22 protein-coding genes are annotated in these 26,083 nt (G+C 37.9%); 10 read left to right on the top strand and 12 right to left on the bottom strand.

Features of this window, described 5'->3' with window-relative positions; translation table 11 throughout:
* The 4 genes from I5435_RS02335 to I5435_RS02320 form a co-directional block, all read right to left on the bottom strand.
* Complete coding sequence (locus I5435_RS02335) at positions 1–1,503, bottom strand: class I adenylate-forming enzyme family protein (RefSeq protein WP_024362864.1); 1,503 nt, start codon at positions 1,501–1,503, stop codon at positions 1–3.
* Positions 1,496–1,885 (bottom strand): MerR family transcriptional regulator, encoded by a 390-nt coding sequence (locus I5435_RS02330; protein WP_025218575.1) that lies wholly within the window; start codon positions 1,883–1,885, stop codon positions 1,496–1,498. The genes I5435_RS02335 and I5435_RS02330 overlap by 8 nt, the downstream gene beginning before the upstream one ends.
* A gap of 203 nt (positions 1,886–2,088) precedes the next feature.
* Positions 2,089–3,756, bottom strand: coding sequence for an arginine--tRNA ligase (argS, locus tag I5435_RS02325; RefSeq protein ID WP_024362862.1), 1,668 nt, complete (start codon positions 3,754–3,756; stop codon positions 2,089–2,091).
* Positions 3,756–4,184 (bottom strand): YwiB family protein, encoded by a 429-nt coding sequence (locus I5435_RS02320; RefSeq protein ID WP_227665406.1) that lies wholly within the window; start codon positions 4,182–4,184, stop codon positions 3,756–3,758. Before I5435_RS02320 ends, argS begins: the two co-directional genes overlap by 1 nt.
* Before the next feature lie 167 nt (positions 4,185–4,351).
* On the opposite strand from I5435_RS02320, the gene I5435_RS02315 reads away from it, so the two are divergent.
* The 6 genes from I5435_RS02315 to I5435_RS02290 all read left to right on the top strand — a co-directional run bounded on the left by I5435_RS02315 (position 4,352) and on the right by I5435_RS02290 (position 9,506).
* Complete coding sequence (locus tag I5435_RS02315) at positions 4,352–5,461, top strand: diguanylate cyclase (RefSeq protein ID WP_337983171.1); 1,110 nt, start codon at positions 4,352–4,354, stop codon at positions 5,459–5,461.
* A 170-nt stretch (positions 5,462–5,631) separates the two neighbouring features.
* Positions 5,632–6,573 carry a threonine ammonia-lyase gene (locus tag I5435_RS02310; protein WP_337983170.1) on the top strand — a complete coding sequence of 314 codons (942 nt, stop codon included), beginning with the start codon at positions 5,632–5,634 and terminating at the stop codon, positions 6,571–6,573.
* A 13-nt stretch (positions 6,574–6,586) separates the two neighbouring features.
* The gene (locus tag I5435_RS02305) at positions 6,587–6,961 is read left to right on the top strand and encodes a RidA family protein (protein WP_108030623.1); all 375 of its coding nucleotides are present in this window, start codon (positions 6,587–6,589) and stop codon (positions 6,959–6,961) included.
* Between the two features lie 224 nt (positions 6,962–7,185).
* Positions 7,186–7,920, top strand: coding sequence for a hypothetical protein (locus I5435_RS02300; RefSeq protein ID WP_337983169.1), 735 nt, complete (start codon positions 7,186–7,188; stop codon positions 7,918–7,920).
* A 9-nt stretch (positions 7,921–7,929) separates the two neighbouring features.
* Entirely contained in the window at positions 7,930–8,475 is a 546-nt protein-coding gene (locus I5435_RS02295; protein WP_337983168.1) for a hypothetical protein, read from the top strand.
* A gap of 419 nt (positions 8,476–8,894) precedes the next feature.
* Positions 8,895–9,506, top strand: coding sequence for a hypothetical protein (locus I5435_RS02290; protein ID WP_337983167.1), 612 nt, complete (start codon positions 8,895–8,897; stop codon positions 9,504–9,506).
* Positions 9,507–9,724: 218 nt separating this feature from the next.
* On the opposite strand, the gene bioF is transcribed toward I5435_RS02290, so the two are convergent.
* From bioF to speB, 4 genes are all read right to left on the bottom strand, one after another.
* A complete protein-coding gene (gene bioF / locus I5435_RS02285) occupies positions 9,725–10,894 on the bottom strand; it encodes an 8-amino-7-oxononanoate synthase (protein WP_337983166.1) in 1,170 nt (389 codons plus the stop codon).
* A gap of 2 nt (positions 10,895–10,896) precedes the next feature.
* Positions 10,897–11,628, bottom strand: coding sequence for a 6-carboxyhexanoate--CoA ligase (gene bioW / locus I5435_RS02280; RefSeq protein ID WP_337983165.1), 732 nt, complete (start codon positions 11,626–11,628; stop codon positions 10,897–10,899).
* Positions 11,609–12,109: a protein BioX gene (locus I5435_RS02275; protein WP_024362855.1), complete on the bottom strand. Its 501-nt coding sequence runs from the start codon at positions 12,107–12,109 to the stop codon at positions 11,609–11,611. Before I5435_RS02275 ends, bioW begins: the two co-directional genes overlap by 20 nt.
* Positions 12,110–12,350: 241 nt before the next feature.
* Positions 12,351–13,223: an agmatinase gene (gene speB / locus I5435_RS02270; protein WP_024362851.1), complete on the bottom strand. Its 873-nt coding sequence runs from the start codon at positions 13,221–13,223 to the stop codon at positions 12,351–12,353.
* 310 nt (positions 13,224–13,533) lie between these two features.
* On the opposite strand from speB, the gene I5435_RS02265 reads away from it, so the two are divergent.
* The gene (locus I5435_RS02265) at positions 13,534–15,594 is read left to right on the top strand and encodes a transglycosylase domain-containing protein (RefSeq protein WP_337983164.1); all 2,061 of its coding nucleotides are present in this window, start codon (positions 13,534–13,536) and stop codon (positions 15,592–15,594) included.
* 345 nt (positions 15,595–15,939) lie between these two features.
* Here I5435_RS02265 and I5435_RS02260 read toward each other — a convergent pair whose 3' ends face one another.
* Complete coding sequence (locus I5435_RS02260; RefSeq protein ID WP_024362849.1) at positions 15,940–16,455, bottom strand: YwhD family protein; 516 nt, start codon at positions 16,453–16,455, stop codon at positions 15,940–15,942.
* Between the two features lie 125 nt (positions 16,456–16,580).
* Between I5435_RS02260 and I5435_RS02255 the strand changes: the two genes are divergently transcribed.
* The gene (locus I5435_RS02255) at positions 16,581–16,766 is read left to right on the top strand and encodes a 2-hydroxymuconate tautomerase (RefSeq protein WP_024362848.1); all 186 of its coding nucleotides are present in this window, start codon (positions 16,581–16,583) and stop codon (positions 16,764–16,766) included.
* A gap of 102 nt (positions 16,767–16,868) precedes the next feature.
* On the top strand, positions 16,869–17,537 hold the full coding sequence (locus I5435_RS02250) for a class A sortase (protein WP_025218562.1): 669 nt from the start codon (positions 16,869–16,871) through the stop codon (positions 17,535–17,537).
* 49 nt (positions 17,538–17,586) lie between these two features.
* Here I5435_RS02250 and I5435_RS02245 read toward each other — a convergent pair whose 3' ends face one another.
* The 3 genes from I5435_RS02245 to I5435_RS02235 all read right to left on the bottom strand — a co-directional run bounded on the left by I5435_RS02245 (position 17,587) and on the right by I5435_RS02235 (position 25,198).
* Positions 17,587–23,022, bottom strand: a complete 5,436-nt coding sequence (locus tag I5435_RS02245) for a collagen binding domain-containing protein (protein WP_337983163.1) — start codon at positions 23,020–23,022, stop codon at positions 17,587–17,589.
* Between the two features lie 461 nt (positions 23,023–23,483).
* A complete protein-coding gene (locus I5435_RS02240) occupies positions 23,484–24,788 on the bottom strand; it encodes an HD domain-containing protein (RefSeq protein ID WP_337983162.1) in 1,305 nt (434 codons plus the stop codon).
* Between the two features lie 182 nt (positions 24,789–24,970).
* Positions 24,971–25,198 carry a YuzB family protein gene (locus I5435_RS02235; RefSeq protein ID WP_024362844.1) on the bottom strand — a complete coding sequence of 76 codons (228 nt, stop codon included), beginning with the start codon at positions 25,196–25,198 and terminating at the stop codon, positions 24,971–24,973.
* 232 nt (positions 25,199–25,430) lie between these two features.
* On the opposite strand from I5435_RS02235, the gene I5435_RS02230 reads away from it, so the two are divergent.
* Positions 25,431–26,081 (top strand): RsfA family transcriptional regulator, encoded by a 651-nt coding sequence (locus I5435_RS02230; RefSeq protein ID WP_024362843.1) that lies wholly within the window; start codon positions 25,431–25,433, stop codon positions 26,079–26,081.
* Positions 26,082–26,083: the final 2 nt, after the last annotated feature.

Below are 26,083 nucleotides of genomic sequence, written 5' to 3'. Positions count from 1 at the left end.
CTATCTCACCCCTTGTTCCTTCAATGATTGTTTAAGTATTTTCCCAGAAGCATTTCTCGGAAGCGCTTCCACGCGTTCAAATAGACGTGGAATTTTATATTTTGCTAGATGCTCCTCTAAATACGCCTTAAGTGCGCTCTCATCAATCTCTATCTTTGTAGCGTACACAGCCTTTACGGTTTCGCCCCACTGCGGATGTGGAACTCCGATAACAGCCACCTCAAATATGCCGTCATAGCTTAAAAGCAAATCTTCAATCTCTTTCGGATATATATTGACACCGCCCGAAATAATCACATCTTTTTTTCGATCAACAATCCAAATAAAGCCGTCTTCATCTTTCCGCGCTAAATCTCCCGTTTTCAACCAACCATCTACAAACGCTGCCTTTGTAGCGATTTCATCTTTGTAATAGCCCATCATGTTGCCTTCACCGAATAACACAATCTCCCCGACCTCATTCACACCAACTTCTTCCCCACTATCGTTAATAATGCGTAGCTCCGTACCGAGTGGTGCACGTTGACCAATACTCCCTGCTTTCGCTATATGCTCTTGCCCGAACATTAAAGAACCACTTGGCCCAGCCTCTGTTAAACCATAAACACATGTTAGATTTTCTGTTCGAAAAGCTTTTTGTATATGACGAATTTCATTTTGTGATAATGGCGCCCCTCCGTAAACCCACCATTTCATTGAAGATAAATCTGCCGTTTGCAGTCTCTTTGTTTGAGCAGTTAATAAGTAAGCGACTGGTGCCCCGAAAAAATGCGTCGTCTTTTCTTGTTCTACCATGTCTAGTAACAAATCTGGTGTAAAGGTTGGCGTTAATACATTTGTGGAGCCAACAAGGACGCCTGCCATTAAAAATAAATGTAATGGGGCTGAATGCGTTAACGGCATCATTAGAAGAATACGGCTTGCAGGCTTTACTTCCATTTCGACGGCAATCATCTGTGCTACTGTTAATATATTACGATAACTAAATAGCACACCCTTTGGTTTTCCTGTTGTGCCTGAAGTATATAAAATCGTTGAGGCATCCTCTTCATTTAGCTGGCAATCTATTGTTTGTGTACTTGCATGTTGTATTAACGTCTCATAATGAAGCCACCCTGCCTCCATATGACCCGTCTTAATCTTTAAAGGCACGACGTTGATATGCTCGACAGTAGCAAATATAGCTTCATGTACTAAAATGGCTTTAGCCTCAGCATGCTGTGCAACATACTCAACCTCCTGCAATGTAAATTTGGCATTTACAGGAACGACAATAGCGCCTATACGCTGAATCGCAAAATAACTAACAACAAACTCTACAACATTAGGCATAAAAATAATCACTTTATCATTTTGGCGAACACCCTGTTCCATCAAAGCATGACCAAGTCGCGTCACTTGCTCATCTAATTCGCGGTAAGTCACGCTTTTCCCATGACAAACAACAGCTTCTTTCATAGGGTACTTTCGGGCATTTCGCGCTAACAAATTTGAACTATTCATCGTGCATCTCTCCCTTTAAAGTCAATAATTTTTCACTAAACATGCCATGTAATTGCTGTAATTCATTTTTCATTTGTGTAAGCTCAGCTATTTTACTCTCAATTTCTTGTATTTTTTGATTTCCGTATGCCACAGTCCGTTCCAATTGTTGAATCCCTGAACGATCAAAATCAAAGAGCAACACCATCTCCTTGATTTCTTCCAATGAGAAACCATAACGCTTTCCTCTAAAAATAAGCTTGAGCTTCGCCATTTCCTTTTTGGAAAAGGTTCGTTGATTCGTAGAAGATCGATGTGGACTTAGTAGCCCCAACTCCTCGTAATAACGAATCGTACGTGTAGAAACATTAAATTGCTTCGCTACTTCCTGAATCGTTTTCAAAACCAACTCCCCCTTCACAATTTTTCATCAGTATATCATTAACGTTAACGTCAACTTCAACAGAAAATTAGAAATAAACAGAAAAATACACACACAAAACACAAAAAAACGGTGCCAGTCACTCAAACAATTCTCAAACAATTTTGTTCGTAAAAACAGAAAAACCCCGACACGCAATTGTGTCGGGGTGATAATCATGTACATTACATTTTTTCTGGTGCAGATACGCCAATTAGACGTAGTGCGTTGGCAATCGTTGTACGAACAGCTGTAATCAGTGCTAAACGCGCTTCTGTTAGCTCTTTATTCGATGCATCTAACACTTTTTCAGCGTTATAGAAGCTATGGAATGCAGCTGCTGTTTCTTGAATATAGTTAGCGATACGGTGTGGTGTACGGTGTTTTGCAGCATCCGCTACTACTTTCGGGAAATCACCAATTTTTTTCAATAAATCAATCTCTTTTTCAGCAGTTAACAGGCTTAAATTTGCTGTTGAAGTAGCGAAGCCTTGTTCTGTCGCTGAACGTAAAATAGAAGAAATACGCGCATGTGCATATTGTGCATAGTACACTGGGTTTTCATTTGATTGAGAAACCGCTAAGTCAAGGTCAAAGTCCATATGTGAATCACCAGCTGTTTTCACAAAGAAGTAACGCACAGCATCTAGACCAACCTCTTCCACAAGCTCACGCATCGTTACAGCATTCCCTGTACGTTTGGACATTTTGAATTTCTCGCCGTTTTTGTATAACTGCACCATTTGGATAATTTCCACTTCTAGTGTGTCACGGTCATAGCCAAGTGCTTGAATAGCCGCTTTCATACGTGGAATATAGCCGTGGTGGTCTGCTCCCCAAATGTTAATTAGTTTATCGAATCCACGAACAATTTTATCCTCATGGTAAGCGATATCTGGTGTCAGATATGTGAAAGAGCCATCGTTTTTAATTAGTACACGGTCTTTATCGTCACCGAATGTTGTTGAACGGAACCAAGTCGCACCGTCCTCTTCAAATACATGACCATTCGCTTTTAATTTATCTAATGCTACTTCGATTTTGCCGTTGTCATATAATGATGTTTCAGAATACCACACATCAAAATTCACGCGGAAGTTCGCTAAGTCTGTTTTTAATTTATCTAATTCTAAAGCAAGACCATGTTGACGGAAAAATGCAAAACGTTCTTCATCCGGTTTTGATAAAATCGAATCGCCATGCTCGCTCGCTAATTTACCTGCAATGTCGATAATATCTTGACCATGATAGCCATCTTCAGGCATATCAGCAGCAAGGCCTAATGCTTGCTTATAGCGCGCTTCCAGAGAATAAGCCAAGTTATTAATTTGATTACCAGCATCGTTAATATAGTACTCACGAGATACAGCATAACCAGCCATATCTAAAACATTACACAATGAATCCCCTACAGATGCTCCACGTGCATGACCTAAGTGTAGGTCGCCAGTTGGATTTGCTGAAACAAATTCAACTTGCACTTTTTCACCAGCTCCTGCGTTAGAGCGACCATAATCAGCACCTTGTTCAAGGATAGCTGTTACAACTTCTGTTAAGAAATCTTTACGAACCGTTATATTCATAAAACCAGGACCTGCGATGTCGATTTTTTCGATATCAGTTCCTGCTGTTTCAAGGTTTTCTAAAATTGCCTCTGCAATTGCACGCGGTGGCTTTTTCGCTAATTTCGTTAATTGCATGGCAATATTTGTTGCATAATCACCGTTTGCTTTGTCTTTTGGTGTTTCAAGGTGAATCGTTAACTCTGTGCCAGCTTCGACTAAGCCTGCTTTGTCAACAGCCTGCGCAATTGCCGTTTTAATGGCTTGTTGTACTTGTTCTACTGCGTTCATCATTGTACCTCCGTAAATGTAATGTCTAATGTATAATTGCCAACGCTTTGTCCACCCATTAATAAATCGTATTGCACATGAAAATCTCCGCACATTTCATGTCTAGTAAATAGCATGTTTTTTGTTTGTGTTACGAGTGGCATCGAACCTAATTCACTTTCATAATGGCCAATTTGTTGTTCAAAAATATTGAGTGGTAAGCGCATTTTGACTGCTCCAGCGCGCATAATAAGTGCCCGTTCCGTGTCTAACTTCATCGTCGTGCGGATTGTTTTATCATCCTGCATCTCTTCATATTTTAAATATAGGGAATCTGCTTTATTGATTAGCTGCCCATCCAACCACATTTCCAAGGTTTCGGACTCCCCATCAATCGGACGAATCGTCGAAATGAGCTTAATGTTCACCTGCGATTTTACTTCGTTCACCTTCATGGACGCTCCCTTTTAATCTTTTTACTATAACCTTTTTATTATAGGATAAATGTCCGCTTTTTTTCAAGATACAAGTGCGTATTGTTTTCAAGCATTGGCACAGAAAGTGAAAAGATTTACTATTATCTATATATGTTCGAGAAAGGAACTACTATTAATAGATGTTACTTCATATTTATGTCAGCTTTTGTATTACCTTTACTTTAATTATTTTAACGTATTGGCCATTTACTCATCCGACTCGAAGAAAATCATTTATCAAAGATTTTAAACCAATTTTAGTCGGCATTATTTTTGGTATGACAGGCCTTGTATTAAGTGCTATATCGTTACGTTTTTTACAAGGGACGCTTATAAACATTCATATTGTACCGCTACTATACAGTGGGCTGATTGGTGGTCCGTGGTCAATTATTATAAGCGGTGCAATTATGGGGATAGGGAGTCTATATATCATTCCTACACAATCTTTACTGTCCATATCAAGTTTATCAAACATTAATTTAATCGTTCTTTCGATTATCCTTGCCTTTGTCGCTTGTAAAAAGCCTATTACACTTCACACTTTAACAACTTATTTTTTTAGTGTCATGGCAGAAATTATTGTAATGCTTGTACTAGCAATCTGCATGCCACCTATACTGAAAATAGAGACCATTTTAGGATTCATTGCCTATGCCCTTTTTACATTTTTTACAATTTTCACTGTTATTACACGTTTACAAGCAACTAGTGAAAAAGTACAGCTCATTTATCGACTTAAGGAAAAAGACTATTTAACACAACTACCAAATAATTTGGCGATACGATCATTTGCACAAGAAATGGTACTAGAAACGGACAATTTTTCTGTACTCCATTTTGATGTCGACAATATGAAAGATATAAATATTAAGTATGGCCATTTAGCTGGTGATGGGATTATTAAGCAACTCGCTACCATTATTCATCATTATATTGAAACGAAAAACGGAATGGCCGCACGTGTTGCTGGTGAGGAGTTTTATATTATTTTAAAAGATGCCCCACCTGCTATCGCCCTCTATCATGCTGAAAAACTAAGACAAGTAATTGCACATCACTCTTTTAAAATTAATGACAGGCAAACTACGCCATTGACGGTTTCTATTGGTATTAGTTCAAGTCCCGATAACGCTGTAGACTTTGATGAACTTACCATTATCGCCACACAGGTTACTACAGAAGTGAAAGCTTTAGGTGGCAACCAAGTAGTACATGCCAACAATAGTGAATTTCATAAAGGATGCTAATGTTAGGTCCTCTATACCAGAAACTGCGAAACTTTTGCGATATTTGCAAACGTCTTGCAGTTTCTTTTTATGTGCCATGCTAGCAAACATTGACAGATATTAACTCTAATACTACATTTATATTGTTATTTCCGAATTTTCAAATTGTTAAAAGAAATGAGGTATACTTTATGCTATCGCTTGAAAAAATCCAAGCTGCCAAAATGAAAGTCGCACCTTATATTTATGAAACACCTGTTATTCGCTTGCAAGGACTCGATAATTTATTACATTGCAACGTTTCGATAAAAGCCGAAAATATGCAAAAAACAAACTCTTTTAAATTGCGTGGGGCTCTTAACAAACTACTGTCGATGCCAGTTGAACAATTACAACATGGCGTTGTGGCAGCTTCCTCCGGTAATCATGGCAAAGGTGTGGCTTTTGCGGCTCAACTATTAAATATACCAGCAACCATCGTTTTACCCGATTCAGCGCCATCTGTTAAAGTCGAAGGCATACGAGCCCTTGGTGCACGTATTGTCCAATGTACGCTTGCCGAAAGACATCAAGTGACTGAAACCCTAAGCTTAGAACATGGTTATGCCATTGTGCATCCTTATGATGATTACGATATTATGGCGGGGCAAGGGACAGTAGGATTGGAAATTTTAGAACAGTTCTCTCAGGTAAGTGCAATTGTTGTTCCTATTGGTGGTGGTGGTCTGCTAAGTGGTGTCGCAACTGCGGTAAAATCTTTAGCACCACATATTAAAATCATTGGTGTTGAACCAGCCGTTGTCCCGCGCTATTCCAAAAGTATTCAAGTAGGTAAAAGATTACTATTAGCTGAACAACAATCGTTAGCGGATGCTCTATTAACTTTACAACCTGGGGAGCGAAACTTCCCGATTGTTGAAAAATTAGTTGATGACATTGTGCGTGTAGACGAGGCTTCCATACTTAATGGGATGAAAACATTGCTACTAGAAGGCAAAATATTAGCTGAACCCTCCTCTGCCATCGGGATAGGAGCAGCTCTTCGAGGCAATTTACCGATTACAAAAAACGACCATGTTTGCTTCCTTATTTCAGGTGGCAATATTGGGCTAAATCAATTACAACGTTTATAAGGAGGAACTTATTATGAAGAAAGTTTTGATAGAACAAGAGCCAATCGGGCATTATACACCAGGCATGATTAGTAACGGGAATTTATATATTTCGGGGCAAACTTCAGTCGATCCAGCTACAGGCAAACCTGCAACTGGTGGCATTCACGCTGAAACATTCATGGCTCTTCAAAAGATGGAAGTCGTGCTTCAAGCAAGCGGTCTGACGAAGGAGGCTGTTGTTATGTGTCGCGTCTATATAACATCTGCTGATTTATGGGCGGACGTAAATGAAACTTATGCACAATTTTTCGGTAGTCATAAGCCTGCCCGCGCCATTATCCCAATTAAAGAATTAAGCCATGGCTGCTTAATTGAATTAGAGGCAATTGCAGAACTTGAAGGTTAGTGCTATGTAATTAATAAGAAAAAGCATCAAAACATGCTCTTTTTCGTTCGAAAAATATATATTCACACCGGCTAAATATTTTCGAATTTTCAAATTATTAATCCCAAAATAATTGAAATAATAGTTTTAATTATGATATTTTTTAAGTAACTCGAGTATAAGTAAATTTGTTATAACAAATTATCATTATAAGAATGTTTCATATAAACAGGAGGTAATTTGTTTTGAAAAAAATAGCTTATATTTTAACTTTCTACTTATGTTTCTCAGTAGTACTTACGCCCATAAGCAGTAGTATCGCACTAGCAAAAACAACCTCAAGTAATTTTGATTTAATAAACAACGCTACTCACAATACAGATTTTGATTGGGATTCCGTCCGATGGGAAGAAACGTATTTCGAAAACTCAAACGATAGTTTCCCTGTTTATCTTGATGAACAAGACGAAAACATTGAAATAGTAGACCTTGAGCCTGGAGAAGTCTATGATGGACAATATCATATTATTAATGAAGAAGATTTCCCTAAAATACAACCACGCTTATGGAATTTGGTAGCTAGAGTTGTTTTATCAGGTGGACAATACGTAGTTAAATTTGGTTCAAGAATATTTAAAAAACAACCTGCTAGTGATGCACAAGTAGAAACGATAGCATTCCAGTCTGCTACTGTAAATATTGGGAATGGAAATACGGTGCTTTTACAGAGAAGTAGTATGGTGCATATTTTACAACAACACCATCCACGTTTTTGGACAGGTTCAACTGGAAAAACTCTTTTTAATCCTAACATCACTACTTCTCAACTAAGATCACAAATAATTCAAATCCTAAATCAAAATAGACATAAGATTGATCTAAACGGCTATGGAAGAATAAATGTAATGATTGAGGGACAAGTTTATAGATTAGTAGTCTCTAATAATCGAGTAACTACTTTTTATCCTGTGGGCTTATAGGTGAACTATATGATTAAAATAGATACATTTATTGCAATCGAAACAAAAAGTTTCTATTCACAAACGATAGAACAGCTTCAACAGGAATTTACTAGCATACAAAGTAACAACGCGCTACAGATTATTGCACAAAATCTAACAACAAGTAAAGGTCATTTTTTACATGGTGCTATTATTGTAGAAATAGACGATGTTCAAATTACGTCGTTGTTTGATTGGGACGATTGTGATTTAATATGGCCAGGATTTTTAACGATGGTCATTGATTTCTTACATGATGGTTTTGGTGAAACTGCTACATCATTGAATGATATTCAATGGACTTTAGAAAAAATTCTGACGAAACCAAGCCCTTTGGTTGTTTTTTCCTCAAAACATGGTCGGGGGGAAATCACCAAAGGAGTTTGCAATGAATATGACTTTCTTCAAGCAGTCTTACTTAGCGCACGCCAATACCTGACGTTAAGGCAACAAGATACCCGAACACACACTTTAAATGGCATGGCTGAAAAGTATCATTATCTAAAAAGTTTAACGGAAAATTACTTCGGCTAAAAGATTTCATAGCCATTATTTTGTTTGAAATGCACTGTCTAAAATGTGCAGTACTTCCATGCTAGAAGCAATGTATTGGGCTAGAGTAGTAGCTATCCTTGCTATTTTACTGGTTGTGACAATGTTATTAGTAAAGTCTAGCAATGTTAAATTGAACATTATATAACGATAAACAAGAGTGTGATGACTGTAGATATTATTAAAGGAACTAAAAACAGTTGTTTTATCGTAAATTTATAGGGATTCACAATAAGTTTTTGAAAAGTATAATTGAGAATCAACACTGTAATAGTTGTGAAAATAAATGTTAGGATGACTGTATACATTTGAAGAAGCCCCTTCCCACTTTAATAAACTGAATATTCACATTATTAATAATATATTATAACATAGTTTCATAGAAATGGAGGAGATTGAAAGTGAGAAAGTTCTATTTCAGCTTTTTGTTAGCTGTTGCCGTCTTTGTGTCACTGTCATTTGAATCGTTCAATGTAACTGCAATAGCGGCAGAAGAAGAAACTCAGGTATTAACGCCTGCCCAAATAGAAGAAATAAATGTGGTATTAGAGATTTTAAGAAATCAAGTGAATACTAGATTAGAACATGGTGAAACAAATATAACTTTGTATGGTAGTTTGAGTTTTCAGAAGGAACCTATAAGTCTTTCGTTTCAAGTCGAAGAACCGGGTTCTAGTATTTCGCCATTTTCAGTACAACAAAGAAAGACTTTTAGAACAGAGGTAAAGAATACAGCTGGATTTGATTTTGGCCATGTTTTGACAGGTAGTTTTTTGTGGGGTTCGGGTAAAGTAGGGAATTATTCTTATGATGCTTTTTTATATGGTTCTTTTTATGGTAAAACACATTCTACGAAAGCTACTAGATTGGATCCTAGTGTCGTTGAAATTTCAAGTATGGGCACTTTTAAAGCTTTGAAATATGCTCCTGTAGAGTATAACACGCATATGAAAGTAGAACTTTATGGAAGTGGTACATATCGCTTAATGGAATCTAAGTTAGCGATTAAGTAAAGCTGTATTATTTATGGATGAAAGTGAAAAGATAGAGTAGCACATATAGCTACTCTATTTTTATTTCACCGTGCCTAATATGGAATTGTTGCAAGATTAACGTGAAATACTAATAAAACATAGATGTATCAATGTTTTTAAATTTAGCACCCTACCCCTACTAAAAACGCTCCCTAAACATCATTTACAATGCCTCTAAAACTCAATGTTAATGCTTTTTATACAATCCCCATTTCTTTTCCTATTTTCTTAATTTTACTAATGACCATATCGAGCTGCTCTATTGTATGTGTAGCCATTACCGTTATACGCAACCGACTTGACCCTTTTGGCACTGTTGGTGGTCGAATCGCTGGAATAAAGACACCCTCATCCAGTAGTTTCGCAGAAAACTGCATGGCTTCATGAGAACTGCCAATGATAAGAGAAATAATAGGTGTTTCCCCTTCTTTTATTACAAAACCAGATTCCTCTAATTTCAAACGTAAGTACCGCGCATTTTTCAGCAATTGCTTTCTCCGCTCGGGCTCATTCTGTATGATGGAAATGCCTTCTCGCGCTGCTTCAATCGCACTTGGCGATAAAGCTGTTTGGAAAATAAAAGATCGGGCGTTATTTAACAAATAGTTCTTAGCAATGGATGACGTCGATACAAATCCACCCTCTGCACCAATCGCTTTACTCAACGTGCCTACTGTAAAATCAATCTCATCTTTCAAACCAAAATAATCAGCGGTACCACAACCATCATTGCCAAGAACACCTGTTGCATGCGCATCATCAATCATTATGTACGCTTTGTATTCCTTGGCTAACTCTACTATTTTTGGAAGTGGCGCAATATCACCATCCATACTAAAAACGCCATCCGTTACGATGAACTTCATTCCATCCCCATGTGATTGCCTTAATTTCCGCTCTAAATCCACCATATCCGCATGTTCATAAACAATCGTTTTGGCTTTACTTAATCGACAACCGTCTATAATACTCGCGTGATTCCAAGCATCAGAAAAGATAGTATCTCCTGTTTTCACCACACTCGAAATCACACCTACGTTCGCTAAATATCCACTGCTGAAAACAATGGCTGCTTCAGTCTTTTTAAAATCTGCAATTTCAGATTCTAGCTGTTCATGAATGTCGAAGTTTCCAGTTGTAAGTCGAGAACCGCCAGCCCCTGTCCCGTATTTACTAATACCTTCAGTTGCTTTCTTTTTCAAACGACTATCTGTTGCAAGGCCTAAGTAGTTATTCGATGAAAATAGCAAAAATTTCTTACCATTCATCACTACCTCGCTTTCATTTCCAGTTGAAAACAAACGTAACTTCCTTGTCAATCCTTGCTCTTCTATTACTTGCAGTTCCCTTCGAAAGCGATCATTCATTTTTAATGCCCCCTAATGAGAATAGGTTCTCTTTCTAAATAGTGTATATATGATTCTAGCTCAACTTCATCTGACACAAAAAAAATACGTCCGCCACTTTCACAGCCTTCCCTTTTTAAAGGCGTAATTCTGACATAACCAATCTCATGATTGCTTACATAGCCAGTAACGTATTCTGGATCATCTGACCAACATAATTCTGCGATGGTATACGGAGAATTTGCCACTTTCGTTGCCAGAGCTAGCGCTTCACGAACACGCTCATTGTAACCTACATCAGCGTCTTGCCAATCGATTCGTGATACACGAACGCCTTTCAGTCCGCGATTGTCAAGTCGCAAGCCAGTTTGACTATGAAGGAGGATAGCCCCACGAAGATTTTGGTTACTAGCAAGTAGATGAAAAGCAACATTTTGTGCCTGCTTGGAAACACCTACTGAGGTTAATATACTCCTAGCTTCTTTATGTGCCCTTTCAATTGAACTCTCATCAATTGTCGTTATTTCTAACGGTGGCATATACAGTATCTGATCACCTGTAAGTTTTTCAACGGTAATTTGAATAAAGTCAGCATCTCCGCGCGAATGATTCCTTGCTTTGTTCAATAACTGTTTTACAATTGGCTCTATTTGAAATTCACTCCCTATCCGTTCCCCACCAGATATATGCTTTTCTCCTCCTTCGAGATTTTTTTCAGCTGCACGCATTCGAATGCTATAACACGTTTCTGACATGATGATCACCTGCTACTTTCTTATTAATTGCATATAACATTTTCGTTATTGGATAAACACTGACAGCCGTAATGACCATCCCTGGAATCGCCAAAACGAATAGTGGCAAAAACGGGGTCCCTAACGTAAAAGCCAATCCAAGTCTAGCAACCATTGTTCCAATCGGTCCTGCCACAACTAGTACCGGAATTGAAGTTCCTAATAAAACAATGATTAGACCAACAGTCAATCGGAAAATTATTGAAATTTCAACATTTAAGATGGAGTGTATACCTAGTAAAAATAAGATTAGACTTGCAATGATTCCCGCAAGAAAATATCGCTTAAATCCAAATACTGCTGCAATCGCAACGGCAATCGGTGCAGATAATTGAAACTCAGATCCAGGAATACCTGTTGGAATCTTAAACATGCCTGTAACGATAATAAGACAAGCTAGTAATGAAATCTGAGCAAGATCATATGTAGAAAACTTACGCATCCTCCTATTCCTCCCATTCTAACTTCTTCGATTTGAGTTAACCTTAATAATAATTAAGTTAACACATTTATAGATAGGAAGGTAGATTAAAATTGATTTTTTTCATAAAGGACTATATCTTTAACGGCTGTGGCGATGCAGTCATGAGATTGGCAACATGCGCATTTAAACATAGAAAAAGGGGTTAGCTCATCGCTAACCCCATTCAAACCGCTTTCTAACAACCTATACAAAGCCCGTATTATTTTACCCAGCCTAAAATCATTTCTCTTAATAATTTACTTGCCGTATTGGCTGTCATTTCTGATGTGTCATAGATTGGTGCTACTTCAACTAAATCAAAGCCTACTACATTGACGCCACTTGCAGCAATTGCATGAATAGAAGCTAATAATTCTTTCGACGTAATGCCACCACAATCTACAGTACCAGTACCAGGTGCATGTGCTGGATCTAGTACATCGATATCAATTGTTACGTAGACATTGCGCCCTGCTAATGTTGGTAACACTTCTTTTAACGGCTCTAGTACTTCAAATTTTGAAATATGCATACCGTTTTCTTTCGCCCATTCAAATTCTTCCTTCATACCTGAACGAATGCCAAATGAATAGACATTTTTAGGCCCAATATGCTCGGCAATTTTACGAATCGGTGTTGAATGGGAAAGTGGCTCCCCTTCATATTCCACACGTAAATCTGTATGTGCATCGAAATGAATAATGGCTAAGTCATCGTACTTTGCAGCAACTGCCTTCATTACAGGCCAAGACACTAAATGCTCGCCGCCCATGCCGACAGGAATTTTACCATCTTCTAATAATTTCACAATGAATTTCTCAATTTCATCTAAAGAACGTTGAGCATTGCCGAATGGTAATGGAATATCCCCAGCATCAAAATACTTTACCTCTTCTAATTCGCGATCTAAATATGGGCTATACTCTTCTAGGCCAATCGACACTTCACGAATACGTTGTGGACCAAAACGTGACCCTGGACGGTAACTTACTGTCCAGTCCATCGGCATGCCATAAATAACTGCCTGTGCATCCTCATATGTAGGATGACTTTTTATAAAAACATTTCCTGAATAAGCTTCATCAAATCTCATATCTAGCCTCCATTAATCTCTGAACTTCCTATGAAATTCAGTTGTTATAGTTATTATGACGAAGGACTTACAGGTTTGTAATGAAACCTCACTCAGCAAATCCTCGTATACATTATTGGAACGTCTAGCAAAATTCATTTAAAATCTACAAAGTGCAATGCTGTTGTCGAAAGCTAGCGTTTCATATCAGTACAAAAAAAGTATAGATGTTTTTGAATAAAGTGCAATAGTTTTTGCTTACAATTCCGATTAAAGAATAATATTCAGACACATACTAAACGCAAGTTGTTAGAAATCGAGGTGAAGTCGGATGAAAAGAAAAAGCTATCAACGTAAGCAAAAGCGTATAAAGCGTACACGCAAAACGCTTACACTTTTTGTCGCCTTTGCATCTGCAATAGTAGTAGCATTTATTGCCCTACGCGTCTATGTTCAAGTGGCTGGTGCACCGCCATTAACTGTACCGAAAGCCTCTATTTTCTTAGATGAAAACGAGAACCAAATAGGAGACCATTTTACAAATGAACGTCGCTATTGGGTAAGTCTTGATGAGATGTCACCCTATTTAGTAAAGGCAGCCGTCGCTGTAGAGGATAAAGATTTCTACAAACATAGCGGTTTTGACTTTTCTCGTATTGCCGGTGCGTTATTAGTTGATATTAAAGCTGGTAGTAAGGTGCAAGGTGCAAGTACAATCACCCAACAATATGCTCGAAACTTATATTTATCCCATGAAAAATCATGGACTCGAAAAGCAAACGAGGCATTGTATGCTTATAGATTAGAAGTTTTTTATAACAAAGACGAAATATTAGAAGGTTATTTAAACACAGTTTACTACGGACATGGTATGTATGGCGTAGAAGCTGCAAGTCGCTATTATTATGGAAAATCAGCAAAAGATTTGACGTTAGCGGAGGCATCCATGCTGGCAGGTGTACCGAAAGGACCAAGTATTTACTCACCCATTGCCAATCTTGAAAAGGCAACAAATCGCCAGCACGTCATTTTAAAACTGATGGCAGATCAAGGCGCAATAACACAAGAAGAGAAAACGCGTGCACAAGAAGAGCAACTTGTTTTGAAGAACGATATGTGGGTTGCCTCTAAATCCGTGGCACCTTATTTCTTGGATGTAGCATGGCAAGAAGCTAGTGAAATTTTAAAAGCAAAAAATCTTGATATTAGCGAAGGCGGTTGGACAATTCAAACAACGCTTAACCTAGGTCATCAAAAAGCAGCAGAAGAAGCTGTAGCTAAAAATATGCCTGCTAATGATTTGCAAACAGGGTTTGTCAGTATGCAGTCGAAAACAGGAGCTGTTACAGCGCTTGTTGGAGGGAAAGATTATGCCGCAAGCTCATTTAACCGTGTGACACAAGCTAAACGTCAACCAGGGTCAACGATTAAGCCCGTTTTATATGCAGCAGCGTTAGAAAATGGCTATACGCCTTTAACGTATTTAGATGTCGGACAAACTACGTTCACTATTGATAACGGACGCAGCACTTACTCTCCTAAAAACGTCAACGGTGAATTCGCAGACCATGACATGTCAATGGCTCAGGCAATTGCAATTTCCGATAATATCTATGCAGTTAAAACATTAGAGGATATTGGATTTAAAGCATTTCATAATATAGCAGACCGTTTTGGTGTAAATATAGGCTCAAAAGACAATCTATCACTTGCTCTTGGAACGATGGAAACAACACTGTACGATATGACAAATGCTTATAATATTTTAGCGTCACAAGGACAAAAAACTGTTCCGACAACGATTATCTCCATTAAAAATGCCAATGGAGAAGTTATTTACGATAATAAAAACGTTGAAAAACAAAATGAAAATGAAACGGTGCTGTCAAAAGAAAATACCTATATACTAACAGAAATGATGACTGGTATTTTCGATCCTGTATTTAGTGACTACTCACCTGCTACAGGGATTAGTATTCGTTCACGTATGACACATACGTATGCCGCAAAATCTGGTTCTACCAATAGTGATCAGTGGCTTATCGGCTTTACACCAAATTTAACAGCGGGTGTTTGGAACGGCTACGACCAAGGTAAAAACCTTACTTCGAAAGAAGATTCGGCTGCAACAAAGCAAATTTGGATCGACTTTATGGAAAGCGTGAATAAAGGAACTAAAAACGAAGACTTCACAAAACCAAAAGGCGTTAAAGGAGTAGTAATTGATATTGAAACAGGAAAGCTTGCAACAGATGCCTGCCCTAAACAACGTCTTGTATATTTAGAAACGAAAGCTGTACCTAGTGAAAAATGTACAAACTTTGATATTCTGGATAGCAATACGTGGGGAGAATTTTGGAATATGCTACCGTTTTTCAACAATAAACAATAATGCGCAACCTTTAACGGGGCATCATCGTTTTATTTAATGAAAGCTCTCGACAAAGGCTATAGACATAAAGCGAAAAAGAAAAGCTTTCTCTTCCCCGGAGACGTGTCCGTGGGAACAGAAAGCTTTTCTTATTTTTGGTCCTGGAAAGGATGAGAATCATGGGGCATTTGGCTTGGGTTTGGGTTGTTCAAATGCCGCATAGCACTCATCACATTCTGGGACCAAGTGTCCTAGCTTACTAAAATGTAAGCTCTGAATCAAGTGTACTTTTTTTCATATCTACTTTCAACCTTATATCGAAAGCGATTGCAAAATGTCACAGATTGTTCAATCATTGTAGGTCTATTATACAAATAAGTCTTGACGTAATTGCTCCTCACTGCGCATCCACAGCTCTGGATTCAGCTCCTCTAGGAAAGAAGCTAATACTTTTTTAGACGCTTCATCCATATGGTCTACAATAATTTGTCGTTTCATCGACTTATCCATTTTATTAACGTGATCCGCCAAAATTTTATATCCACGGCGTTTTTCACGATTTACTACCATTTCACAAGCTGTTACACCAGCATAGTACGGTCCATCTGCTTTATGGTCAATCGTTACCCAAACCAACCAGTAAGGCTTCCCACCTTCTGAATCAGCACGATCGGTCGTAAATTTAATGCCCCGTTCTACATCGCTACGTGCGTGCATCGCCCCAATTTCAACTGAAGCTTTCCCTTCTTCTATATCAATAATGACTGGTGACACGTTTTCAAGTGAAAGCGAACCAATACCAAATCCTTTATGGCCGTCTGTCGGGTCATTTTTTATAATGGTAAAGCCCATTTTTTGTTTTGGTTTCTCTTCATTTGCCATACTTTAATTCCCTCCATTCTGCTATTATAAAGTAAAGCATATTCTTGCGCTTTTGTGCATAAGTAAGAAGTTTATAATTTCTTATAAACTAACTATACAACATAATTCTAAAAGGAGGCACTATTATGCCATATGTAACAGTAAAAATGATTGAAGGCCGTACCGAGGAACAAAAACGCGCACTAGTAAAAGAAGTAACAGAAGCCGTTTCACGTACAGTAAACGCACCTGTTGAAAACGTAACAGTTTTCATTGAAGAAATGTCCAAAAACCATTATGGTGTGGCAGGCGTCCGCTTCAGCGATAAATAACTATAATTCGGGTAGAGCAACAGTCCGCTCTACCCATTTTTTTAGCCAAAGCATTCACGTTGCTATCCGCTATTCTTTCTTATAAGGAGGTGACCTTACAATATGAACAAGCTGAAAATATCAGTACTTATTTGTTTATTGATAATCGGTCTACTACTTATTTTTATTAATCCGATTCAAAATGCAGTTATTGCCCACTTAAGTCAACAATTAAATACAACCGATTACAGTGCCAAAGATATCGAAAAGAACAATCAAGCGACAGCAGATTTTGCATTTGAAGATGTTCAATCCCTGTCCATAGCTGAAGTTTTAAAAGCACAGACACAGTTGGATAACTTACCGGTCATCGGCAGTATTGCCGTACCGACTGTAGAGCTGTCTCTTCCTATAATTAAAGGCGTCGGGAATGCCTCCCTTGCTGTTGGCGCAGGTACGATGAAGGCAGACCAAACGTTTGGGCAAGGAAATTACGCCTTAGCAGGTCATTATTTTGAAAATAAAGATATATTATTTAGTCCATTGTATAATGCAAATATTGGTGATGCGATTTACGTAACGGATTTAACAACTATTTATGAATACAAATTAACAACTAAAAAAGTGATTGCAGCAACAGATGTCTATGTCATTGACGATATCCCAAATCAAACTATTTTAACGCTTATTACATGTGCAGATAATGGCACAAAACGCCTGGCTATCCATGCAGATTTTGTGGAGCAATATCCTTTAAACGATGCACCTGCCAAGCTATCAGAAGCTTTTTAGTATAGGAAACCCCCCAAGACTGAATGGTCATGGGGGGTTATTTTATACATTATTTCATTTCTGCCTTACGACGACGTAAGAAGAACAATGCGCCTAAAACAAGCGCTACACCCGTTAGAGTAAGAGCTGTTTGATTGGCTCCATCTGTTTGAGGCAACTTACCTTGTGCCTGTAATTGCGTTTCTAAACGTTTTGCATCTGCTTTGATTTTATCTACATCAAGTGATTTTGCAATTTCTTCCTGCTCTTCTTTTGATAATTGGTTATAGTTATCAATGAAATCTTTATACGCATCTAGCGTATCTTTATTTGCAGTAGAAGTATTAATTGACGGCAAGTTTTTCCCTTGATCAATAACATCTTGTACAGATGGTTTAGACGTATCTGTTTTTCCAGGAGCCGTTGAATCTTTTGAATCTGTTGAAGGATTCCCTGGATTACTTGGCTCTTCTGTATTTGTTGATGGATTTTCAGGATTCACCGGTTGTTCTGGATCTGGTGTTGGCTTGTTCGGATCCACCGGTTTACCTGGTTCTGGTGTTGGCTTGTTTGGATCCACCGGTTTACCTGGTTCTGGTGTTGGCTTGTTTGGATCCACTGGTTTACCTGGTTCTGGTGTCGGCTTGTTCGGATCCACCGGTTTACCTGGTTCTGGTGTTGGCTTGTTTGGATCCACTGGTTTACCTGGTTCTGGTGGTGTTGAACCACCGCCTCCACCGTTATCACCTGGTAATGACGGTTTTACAAGTGCCGAACATGTATCTTTTACAACGAAAGAGCCAATTAAACGACTTCCTTCATATACATTGTACGTTCCTTGTTGAATTGCTTTATCTGGTAAAACAATAGTTCCAGCAACAGACGTTGTTAGCTTGTCGTTACCATTCGCATCTTTAATTGTATTTCCTTTCACATCTTTCACAGTGACTATCGCATTTGCAAGAGGCGTACCAAATGCAGTTTGTACAGTCAATGTAAACGAAGGACATGTAGGTGCTGCTACAATTTCCGCATGACAATTAACGGAATATTGAACTGTAATTTGACCAATAAATAGGTCACCTTGATACACGCTATAGTCCCCTGAAGGAATATCTTGAGATGGCATCGTCACTTGACCTAATGCGTCTGTTGTTTTGTTTGAAGCAATTGTTGCGCCGTTTTTATCTTTAATCATAATATTACTTACATTCGGGCGAACATTACCGTTTTCATCTTTCACCGTTAATGTAAAGATTGGACAAGACGGTGCTGGTTGCACTGTTGCTGCACAGTCAACATTCGATTGGAAGCTACCATTTTCTTTGCCATTGACTTCAACTTTATAAATACCTGGTTGCAGATTTGTTAATTCCAGCACACCATTCGTTGTTGTTTTTGTCGCAACAATTTTATCATCTGCATCTTTCACTGTTACAGAAGTACCGTCCGCAACTAAGTTGCCATCAACATCCTTAACAGTTAGTTTAAACGTTTCACATTTTGGTGCTTGTGTAATCGCAGTTTCACAATTCCCTTTGTATGAGATATCAACTGTACTTAAAAATTGATTGCCCTCATATAAATAGTATTCTCCTGCTTTAACACCATTTACATCTTGAATTGACGGCACTGTAAACTTACCATCTTTATCAGTTGTGACAGTTACAATTTCGCTACCCGTTGAATCTTTCAACGTGACAGTTACTCCTGCACGAGGTACATCAACTCCAGCTTTTTTCTCATTTAATGTAATTGTAAATGCTGGACAAGCTGGTATTGGCGCAATTTCATCTTTACAGCCATCTGTATATTTCACAGTTACATTTCCAATTTTTGTATCATTCGCATCATAAACATCGTATTGTCCTGCTAATACAGTGTTCGGCACTTTTACAACACCATTAGTAGTTGCACCCGTGTATTTCACTGTACCGTTTGCATCTTTCAATGTTACATTTTGGTCTGCTATAGCAGAACCATCTAAATCTTTAATTGTTAATTCAAATTCTTTACACGCATTTGCTGGTGGTGCAATATCTTCAACGTTAACAATTGTATAAGGTTTCTTTGTAACCTCGAAGTTGTTGCTATCATTAAACCTTACTTCAACTGTTGAAACTGCTTTATAGCCTGCAGGTGTTGTTTCTTCTAGTTTATAAATACCGTAGCGTAAATTTTCGAATGAAAGTTCACCATCAACTGTCGACCCTTCTGCTAAGACAATGGATTTGTCACGGTTATATAACTTGAATTCTACGCCATCAAGTGTTGTTGTTGCACCTGTATTCGGATTTACACCTTGTTTCTTAATTTTAAACGTTCCCTTTTTAGCTGAAGCGTTTGTATCAGATGTACTGTACTTAAATAACTTGTTATCTCCACCTGTAGCGGGTGTACCTGCGGAAGTAGCACCTGCATAGTTAATGGATGCATTATTCGATACATTTTCACCCGCGTTCGGGTCACCCATAAAGTACGTTTTGTATTTAATAATATAGCCCTTACCATCGACATTTCCTAAATCTAATGTAAAGGTACCATCTGGCTGTACTTGAATATCGCTAGGACTAATCACAGTTGCTGTACCAACGTTTTGTGATTTTCCTGTGGCATTTAACTTAATTTCTTGCTTTGTAAATGTGTTAGTTAATAGCTTTTGGTTAGCTGAAGGCGTATCCGTTAACGTAATATTACCTAGCTTTGAGTTGGATTCGTTAATCGTGACTGTCCATTCAATCGTATCTGATGTTGGTTGAGGACTAGCTGTCTTAGTAATTAACTTGTTCGCTTTATCTGTAATCGTTGCGATTGCATCATACGAATATTTACCATTATCTGGAGTATCTAAAACGGCACTATTCGTATATTTTCGAGCATCCGTACTTCCATTTCCATAAACATCATCTGAATCTTTTGATTTGTACTCTATCAAGTACGCTTCATTATTTTCTGCAGCCGTTAACCCTGTAAATGTAAGTTCATAACTTGTCACATTGCCTTGGGCATCTTGTGTAACAGATTTCACATCCCATTTAGTAGGATCTAATGGCGCATCTTTTGTTCCTCTTTCATCATTCACACCTAATTTTAAAAGATTTACAGTAATAGCATCTTTTAAACTTTGACCATCTGGAACAATAATATGGTGTCCTGTACCTAATGTATCTATTAGTTTTGCACCTTCGATGTTTTGCTTATTAATGTTAATACCAATTTTCCAAGAAAATTCTTGTTTACTATTATCGACAATTGCATTGTCTTTATAACCATTTTTACCTGTAGGCGATGTTGCGGATGGTTTATAGCTAGCATTTTTTTGTGCTTTATTATTTGTACTTGTTTGACCATCCCACGTAGCATCTGCTACATTGTCATAGCTTTGTGCCACGCCACCGTTTGATTCAATATCAAACTTTGTTTTGTATTCAATTGTTACAGTTCCTGAAGGGATCGATGAGAATGTCATTGTAAATGCTTCATCTCCGATTTCTCCTCCATTATTAATTGTTGGTGCACTACTATTTGTAACATGGAATACTTTACTCGAACCATCCCACGATGTTAACTTATGCTTCAACGTTTTACCGCTCGCATTTTTCGTTGAAATAGTATCTGCAATGACAAAGTTTGTTAATGGTTTTTCAGCATTAATTGTTAGTTTCCAAGTAATTGTTTTGTTGACATAGTCAATTGCGCCACGTTCTTTGCTAAAGATATTTGATACAATGCTTACAGTATCTGATGACGAACTATCATCATCTAAGCGCTTTACAGTATTTGTGATACTCCCTGCATTTGCATCTGTGACAAATTCTTGATCAAACTCTGTATTATACTTAATCAAATAAGCTGCACGCGGATTAGCAGCAACATCTTTAGAAAAATCAATAGTAAATCCTTGCGCAGTATCATCACTTAATGCATAATCTGTATCTTTCGTTAACAGTGTTTCTGACGCTGCTGTTTGACCATCATCATTTAACGTTACACGATACACTTGGAAATTAGCATCATATTGTATATTGTGCTTTGCCCCATTATTGTTTGCTGGAATGGTATCAGTTAATGATTGGGAAGATTTTTTGCTAAGATCTTCTCCTAACCAGTTATACTTAATCTCCCAAGATGCTTCGTATTTATTATTCGATTTAATAGTTTTTAGTAAAGCTGGGCCATACGGGATATTTACTTGTCCTGGACTTGTCTTAGTAACGCCGTTATTTGTGAATTCTGCTGTGTTCTTATACGTCATATTGGAGCTTGTTGGATCTGCTGTAACTTTCGTTTTATACGTTAGTTTGTAGGCAAAACCTCCCGCATCCAAATTGACAGGGAATGCTGTTGAACCACTGTCATAACTTACTGGCGCTCCTGGATTACTTTTGTTAATACCATTTAAGCCGATTGGATATTTCTCAACTACTAAACTACCTGCTATAAATGCATGATTTGCATCTGGCGTATCGTCTACTGTAGCACCTGAAACAATTGGTTTACCTTCTGTGTTGACCCAGACTGTCCAATCAATTTCAGCGCCATCCGCTTCACGTGTAATTGCACCGGAAGATTTAGTGATTGGCTCACCACTACCAGTAGGCTGAAATATAAAGGGTAACGTAATATCTGCTTTGCCTAACACAGGCATTACTAATTCTTGATCAAGTTTAGACTCGTCTTGGAAATTGCCAAACTTGGCCATAAAATCAAATTCAATCTCTCCATCAACACCGTCTTCGATGTCACTCTCTAATGTTACGAGTATTTTACCAGCAGAATAGCTATACGAATATGTAGCGTATTCCGTAGTTTTCGAACCTGAAAACGAGTTACCTACTTGCTCAATCATATATTGTGGTAAATCAAACGTAAATGTAGAACCTACACCATAGCCCTGCGTAGGCTTCACATCAAATACATAGTTTAGATAAACTGTGTCACCTTTTTTTGGTGCAGCGTCGGCTGGAATTTGTGATGAGTTCTCGATTACCTCGCCTGTTGGACCAGTTAGTCGAATACCCGCAGATAATCCACTTACATTACCTTGCATATCACCAGCAGTTAACGCTAATGGTGCTATGTTCATAGGTGCTATTTGCGGTGTCGTTGCGTCAGTCGCCTCTTCACTTGGCTTTGCTTCACCTTCAGCACCGTCAACTTTGTCAGATTCATCCGGTGGTGTCACGGTTGAATTATCCGTGCCCCCCGTATTAGCATCTGTCCCATCAACTTCCCCTGTATCACCAGGTGTTGGCACTGTTGCATCCGGATTACCGGTGTCACCAGGTGTCGGTACTGTTGCATCTGGATTGCCTGCGTCACCAGGTGTCGGCTCTGCTGCATCTGGATTGCCTGTGTCCGGCGAATTAGAAGTAGTTTCACCATTTCCAGCTTCAACTGCTGGAGGTACAGAAGAACCTGTATCTTCTGCAAATACGGAAATCGGTGACAGTACCGTTTGGAACACTAGCAACAATGTAATGATTGCTAAATTTAATTTTTTCATGTTTCTCTCCCTTTTTAAGTTCAGAGAGATCCCTTAAAGTGTTTGCGGACGACATGTAAGTTTTCACACTATGCGAAAACTTTGCTACAAACATTCGGTTTGCCCCTCTTCCCCTCTAATAACGTGTCGTCTCATTGATACATAAGAACCTTTCATCACTCGGTACACATACCGTTTTTGTATCGAAAACTGGTGTGTGGCGCCTCTGCTGTATAGAATGGCCTCACCCCCTTTTGGTTTTCATTCATTATAAGAAATGATTCTAAACAAATTCTAAACATTGCCATTTTTTTCATTAACAATTCCTATATTAATGACATCTTCACTAATCGAATATGTATTTGTGCACAAGAAAAAGCACTAAACCGTCACTATTTTTTAGTGAGTTTAGTGCTTTTGTATTACTTATATAAAATAAGGCGTTTATATATAACCAAATTAGATAGATTTACACTTGATTTTTAATGTATTTGTAATAACTTTATAATTTGCTGTTTCACTGATGCTTGTGTACTAGAATCCTCTAATATATCAAGTGGAAAATATACTTTATGATCTCGTTTCATGCGTCCTGAAATGGAATCAACGATAATAGATTCGCGTGATAATTCACGTAATTCTCCGTTTTTCATTTCTAAAAAGATAGGGACTCGTACTTCTTCCTCACCTGGTCGATAAAAATCGTAAGGGAGATCTGCCGTTGTATCATGGACAAGGTAGTAGTCTGGATTGATGTCTGCTTGTTTAAATAACGCTTGTAACTTTTGATATTTTTCTAGTTCTACTCCTGGATCTAAATCAATGTATTGGAATAGCTTACGATTCACAAAACGGCGACTTAAATCACTTAATATCGCATCATCCTCTTGCATCCATAATTGAAAATATGTAAACAGAATACTTTCATCTAGGGCAAGGTAATCTTCCAACGTAATCGTATTTTGGAAAAATGCCAAAAAATGTGTAGGCTCATGCTTAAACTTATAGCCTGCATTACTTAATTGCTTCGCTCGCTTTAAAATATTATTCAAAATTACTTCTGCACTTCGCGATACAGGATGGAAATAGATTTGTAAGTACATTTGATAGCGACTCATAATATAATCTTCTACAGCATGCATGCCGGTTGCTTTAATTACTACTTGATTTTTACGTGGACGCATTACGCGTAATATACGTTCCATATCAAAATGACCATAGCTTACACCTGTAAAATAGGCGTCACGTTGTAAGTAATCCATACGATCCGCATCAATTTGGCTTGATATTAAGCTAATGACTTGTTTGTTCGGATACGTTTTTTCAATTACTTGTGATACTTTTTCAGGAAAATTGGGTGCAACTTTTTTTAGCACCGCATGTACTTCCGTATCCCCAAGCAAAATTTGTCTTGTGTAAAATTCATGATCTAACTCAAACACATTTTCAAATGCATGTGAAAATGGACCATGTCCTAAATCATGTAATAGGGCTGCACAAAGCACTAGCAGTCGCTCGTCTTCATCCCAATCAGGGCGACCTACAAAAACATCATCGATAATGCGACGCACAATTTCATAAACACCAAGTGAATGACTAAAGCGACTATGCTCTGCTCCGTGGAATACTAAAAACGTAGTGCCTAGTTGGCGAATTCTACGCAAACGTTGAAATTCTCTTGTTCCTACTAAATCCCAAATAACTTGATCTCGTACATGTACATAACGATGTACAGGATCTTTAAATACTTTTTCTTCTTGTAATTTTGCCTTTGCATAATGTGTCATTTGTACAGCACCTCCATTTCATCTTTCTTCTATTATATGCAAACATTATAGAACTAGCATAGAGATTACACTGTAATTATAGAGACTATCAACCTAATTAAACGTAATTTCCACTTCATACAGGTTATTATCGTCCTAAAACAAACAAAAACTACCTTCAGCCGTGTGAAGATAGTCTTTTATTACTTATTTTTTAATTTAGCTAAAACTTTTTCCATTAGTTCTTCTTCCGTTAATGCAGCAACAGGGCGACTATTTACAAATGTAAATGTTTTTTTACGACCTGGGCCACAATAAGAGTGACAGCCAATTTCGATGGTTGCATCAGGATCGATTTCCTTTAATTTTGGAATTAACGTTTTTAAGTTAACGGCCTGACATTCATCGCAAACTTTAAATTCGTTTGCCATTTTGTCAACAACCCTTTCTATATAGTATTTTTCAATAAAATTATCTAATGTCCGCATAACCTTCACATATTTAAGTATGTAGCATACGCACAAACCTACAATCGGTATTGTATCGTATTATTCCCCTTGTATTCAAGCATAATTCCTTTCACATAGATGAATAAAAGGTTAAAAGATTGGTCATGCTAGACATAAATAAAGAAATTCCAAATAAAGGTGGGAGGATTTTATAATGAGTAAAGTAAGACAAGATGCTTGGTTAGAAGAAAATGATGAATTGCTAGCAGAGGCAGTAATTCGTCACGTAACGGAAGGTAGTACACAATTAAATGCTTTTGAAGAAGCTGGTGATGCGTTAAATCGTACGGCGGCTGCATGTGGTTTCCGTTGGAATGCAGTTGTTCGTAAAGCTTATGAGGAGCAACTAGCTGAGGCGAAAAAAGAAAGAAAAGAGAGAATGCGAGTGTTGGGTGCACCAGCAAGACGTCGTTCCACAAATATGTTTACAATAAATAATAGTGATACAGATAGCAAGTCAATTCCTCTATCTGCCCTATCACTTGATATTGTCATAGCATATTTACTACGTTTACAACATTCTGGTGAAATAGGTAATGAGTCTTCAAAATGGAGACAACTTGTGCACGTAACATCCGAGAAAAATAAAAAGCTAGAGAAAACAATTGCTCAGCTTGAAGAAGAAAACCGTGCAATTCGCAAAGATTATGAGCAGTTTGTCCAAATTATGAACCGCGCTAGACGCCTTGTAACGCTAGATGAAGAGGAAGAACGTATTGCTCCGGTTTTTAAAATGGAGAAAAACGGAAATCTAGTTATTAGTGGTCCAACCTATCAAAAAGAAAATGGCGATGTGCTTAGTTAGCA

The organism is Lysinibacillus sp. C5.1 (assembly GCF_016350185.1).
GTDB lineage: Bacteria > Bacillota > Bacilli > Bacillales_A > Planococcaceae > Lysinibacillus > Lysinibacillus sphaericus.
The sequence above is the reverse complement of the archived record's forward strand: the minus strand, read 5'-3'. Positions and strand labels throughout refer to the sequence as shown.

Excerpts from the sequence above, each read along its gene's own strand:
- I5435_RS02335 (WP_024362864.1), bottom strand. The coding sequence starts at position 1,503 with ATGAATAGTTCAAATTTGTTAGCGCGAAATGCCCGAAAGTACCCTATG.
- argS (WP_024362862.1), bottom strand. The coding sequence starts at position 3,756 with ATGAACGCAGTAGAACAAGTACAACAAGCCATTAAAACGGCAATTGCG.
- I5435_RS02315 (WP_337983171.1), top strand. The coding sequence starts at position 4,352 with ATGTTACTTCATATTTATGTCAGCTTTTGTATTACCTTTACTTTAATT.
- I5435_RS02310 (WP_337983170.1), top strand. The coding sequence starts at position 5,632 with ATGCTATCGCTTGAAAAAATCCAAGCTGCCAAAATGAAAGTCGCACCT.
- I5435_RS02305 (WP_108030623.1), top strand. The coding sequence starts at position 6,587 with ATGAAGAAAGTTTTGATAGAACAAGAGCCAATCGGGCATTATACACCA.
- I5435_RS02295 (WP_337983168.1), top strand. The coding sequence starts at position 7,930 with ATGATTAAAATAGATACATTTATTGCAATCGAAACAAAAAGTTTCTAT.
- bioF (WP_337983166.1), bottom strand. The coding sequence starts at position 10,894 with ATGAATGATCGCTTTCGAAGGGAACTGCAAGTAATAGAAGAGCAAGGA.
- bioW (WP_337983165.1), bottom strand. The coding sequence starts at position 11,628 with ATGTCAGAAACGTGTTATAGCATTCGAATGCGTGCAGCTGAAAAAAAT.
- I5435_RS02275 (WP_024362855.1), bottom strand. The coding sequence starts at position 12,109 with ATGCGTAAGTTTTCTACATATGATCTTGCTCAGATTTCATTACTAGCT.
- speB (WP_024362851.1), bottom strand. The coding sequence starts at position 13,223 with ATGAGATTTGATGAAGCTTATTCAGGAAATGTTTTTATAAAAAGTCAT.
- I5435_RS02265 (WP_337983164.1), top strand. The coding sequence starts at position 13,534 with ATGAAAAGAAAAAGCTATCAACGTAAGCAAAAGCGTATAAAGCGTACA.
- I5435_RS02260 (WP_024362849.1), bottom strand. The coding sequence starts at position 16,455 with ATGGCAAATGAAGAGAAACCAAAACAAAAAATGGGCTTTACCATTATA.
- I5435_RS02255 (WP_024362848.1), top strand. The coding sequence starts at position 16,581 with ATGCCATATGTAACAGTAAAAATGATTGAAGGCCGTACCGAGGAACAA.
- I5435_RS02250 (WP_025218562.1), top strand. The coding sequence starts at position 16,869 with ATGAACAAGCTGAAAATATCAGTACTTATTTGTTTATTGATAATCGGT.
- I5435_RS02245 (WP_337983163.1), bottom strand. The coding sequence starts at position 23,022 with ATGAAAAAATTAAATTTAGCAATCATTACATTGTTGCTAGTGTTCCAA.
- I5435_RS02240 (WP_337983162.1), bottom strand. The coding sequence starts at position 24,788 with ATGACACATTATGCAAAGGCAAAATTACAAGAAGAAAAAGTATTTAAA.
- I5435_RS02235 (WP_024362844.1), bottom strand. The coding sequence starts at position 25,198 with ATGGCAAACGAATTTAAAGTTTGCGATGAATGTCAGGCCGTTAACTTA.
- I5435_RS02230 (WP_024362843.1), top strand. The coding sequence starts at position 25,431 with ATGAGTAAAGTAAGACAAGATGCTTGGTTAGAAGAAAATGATGAATTG.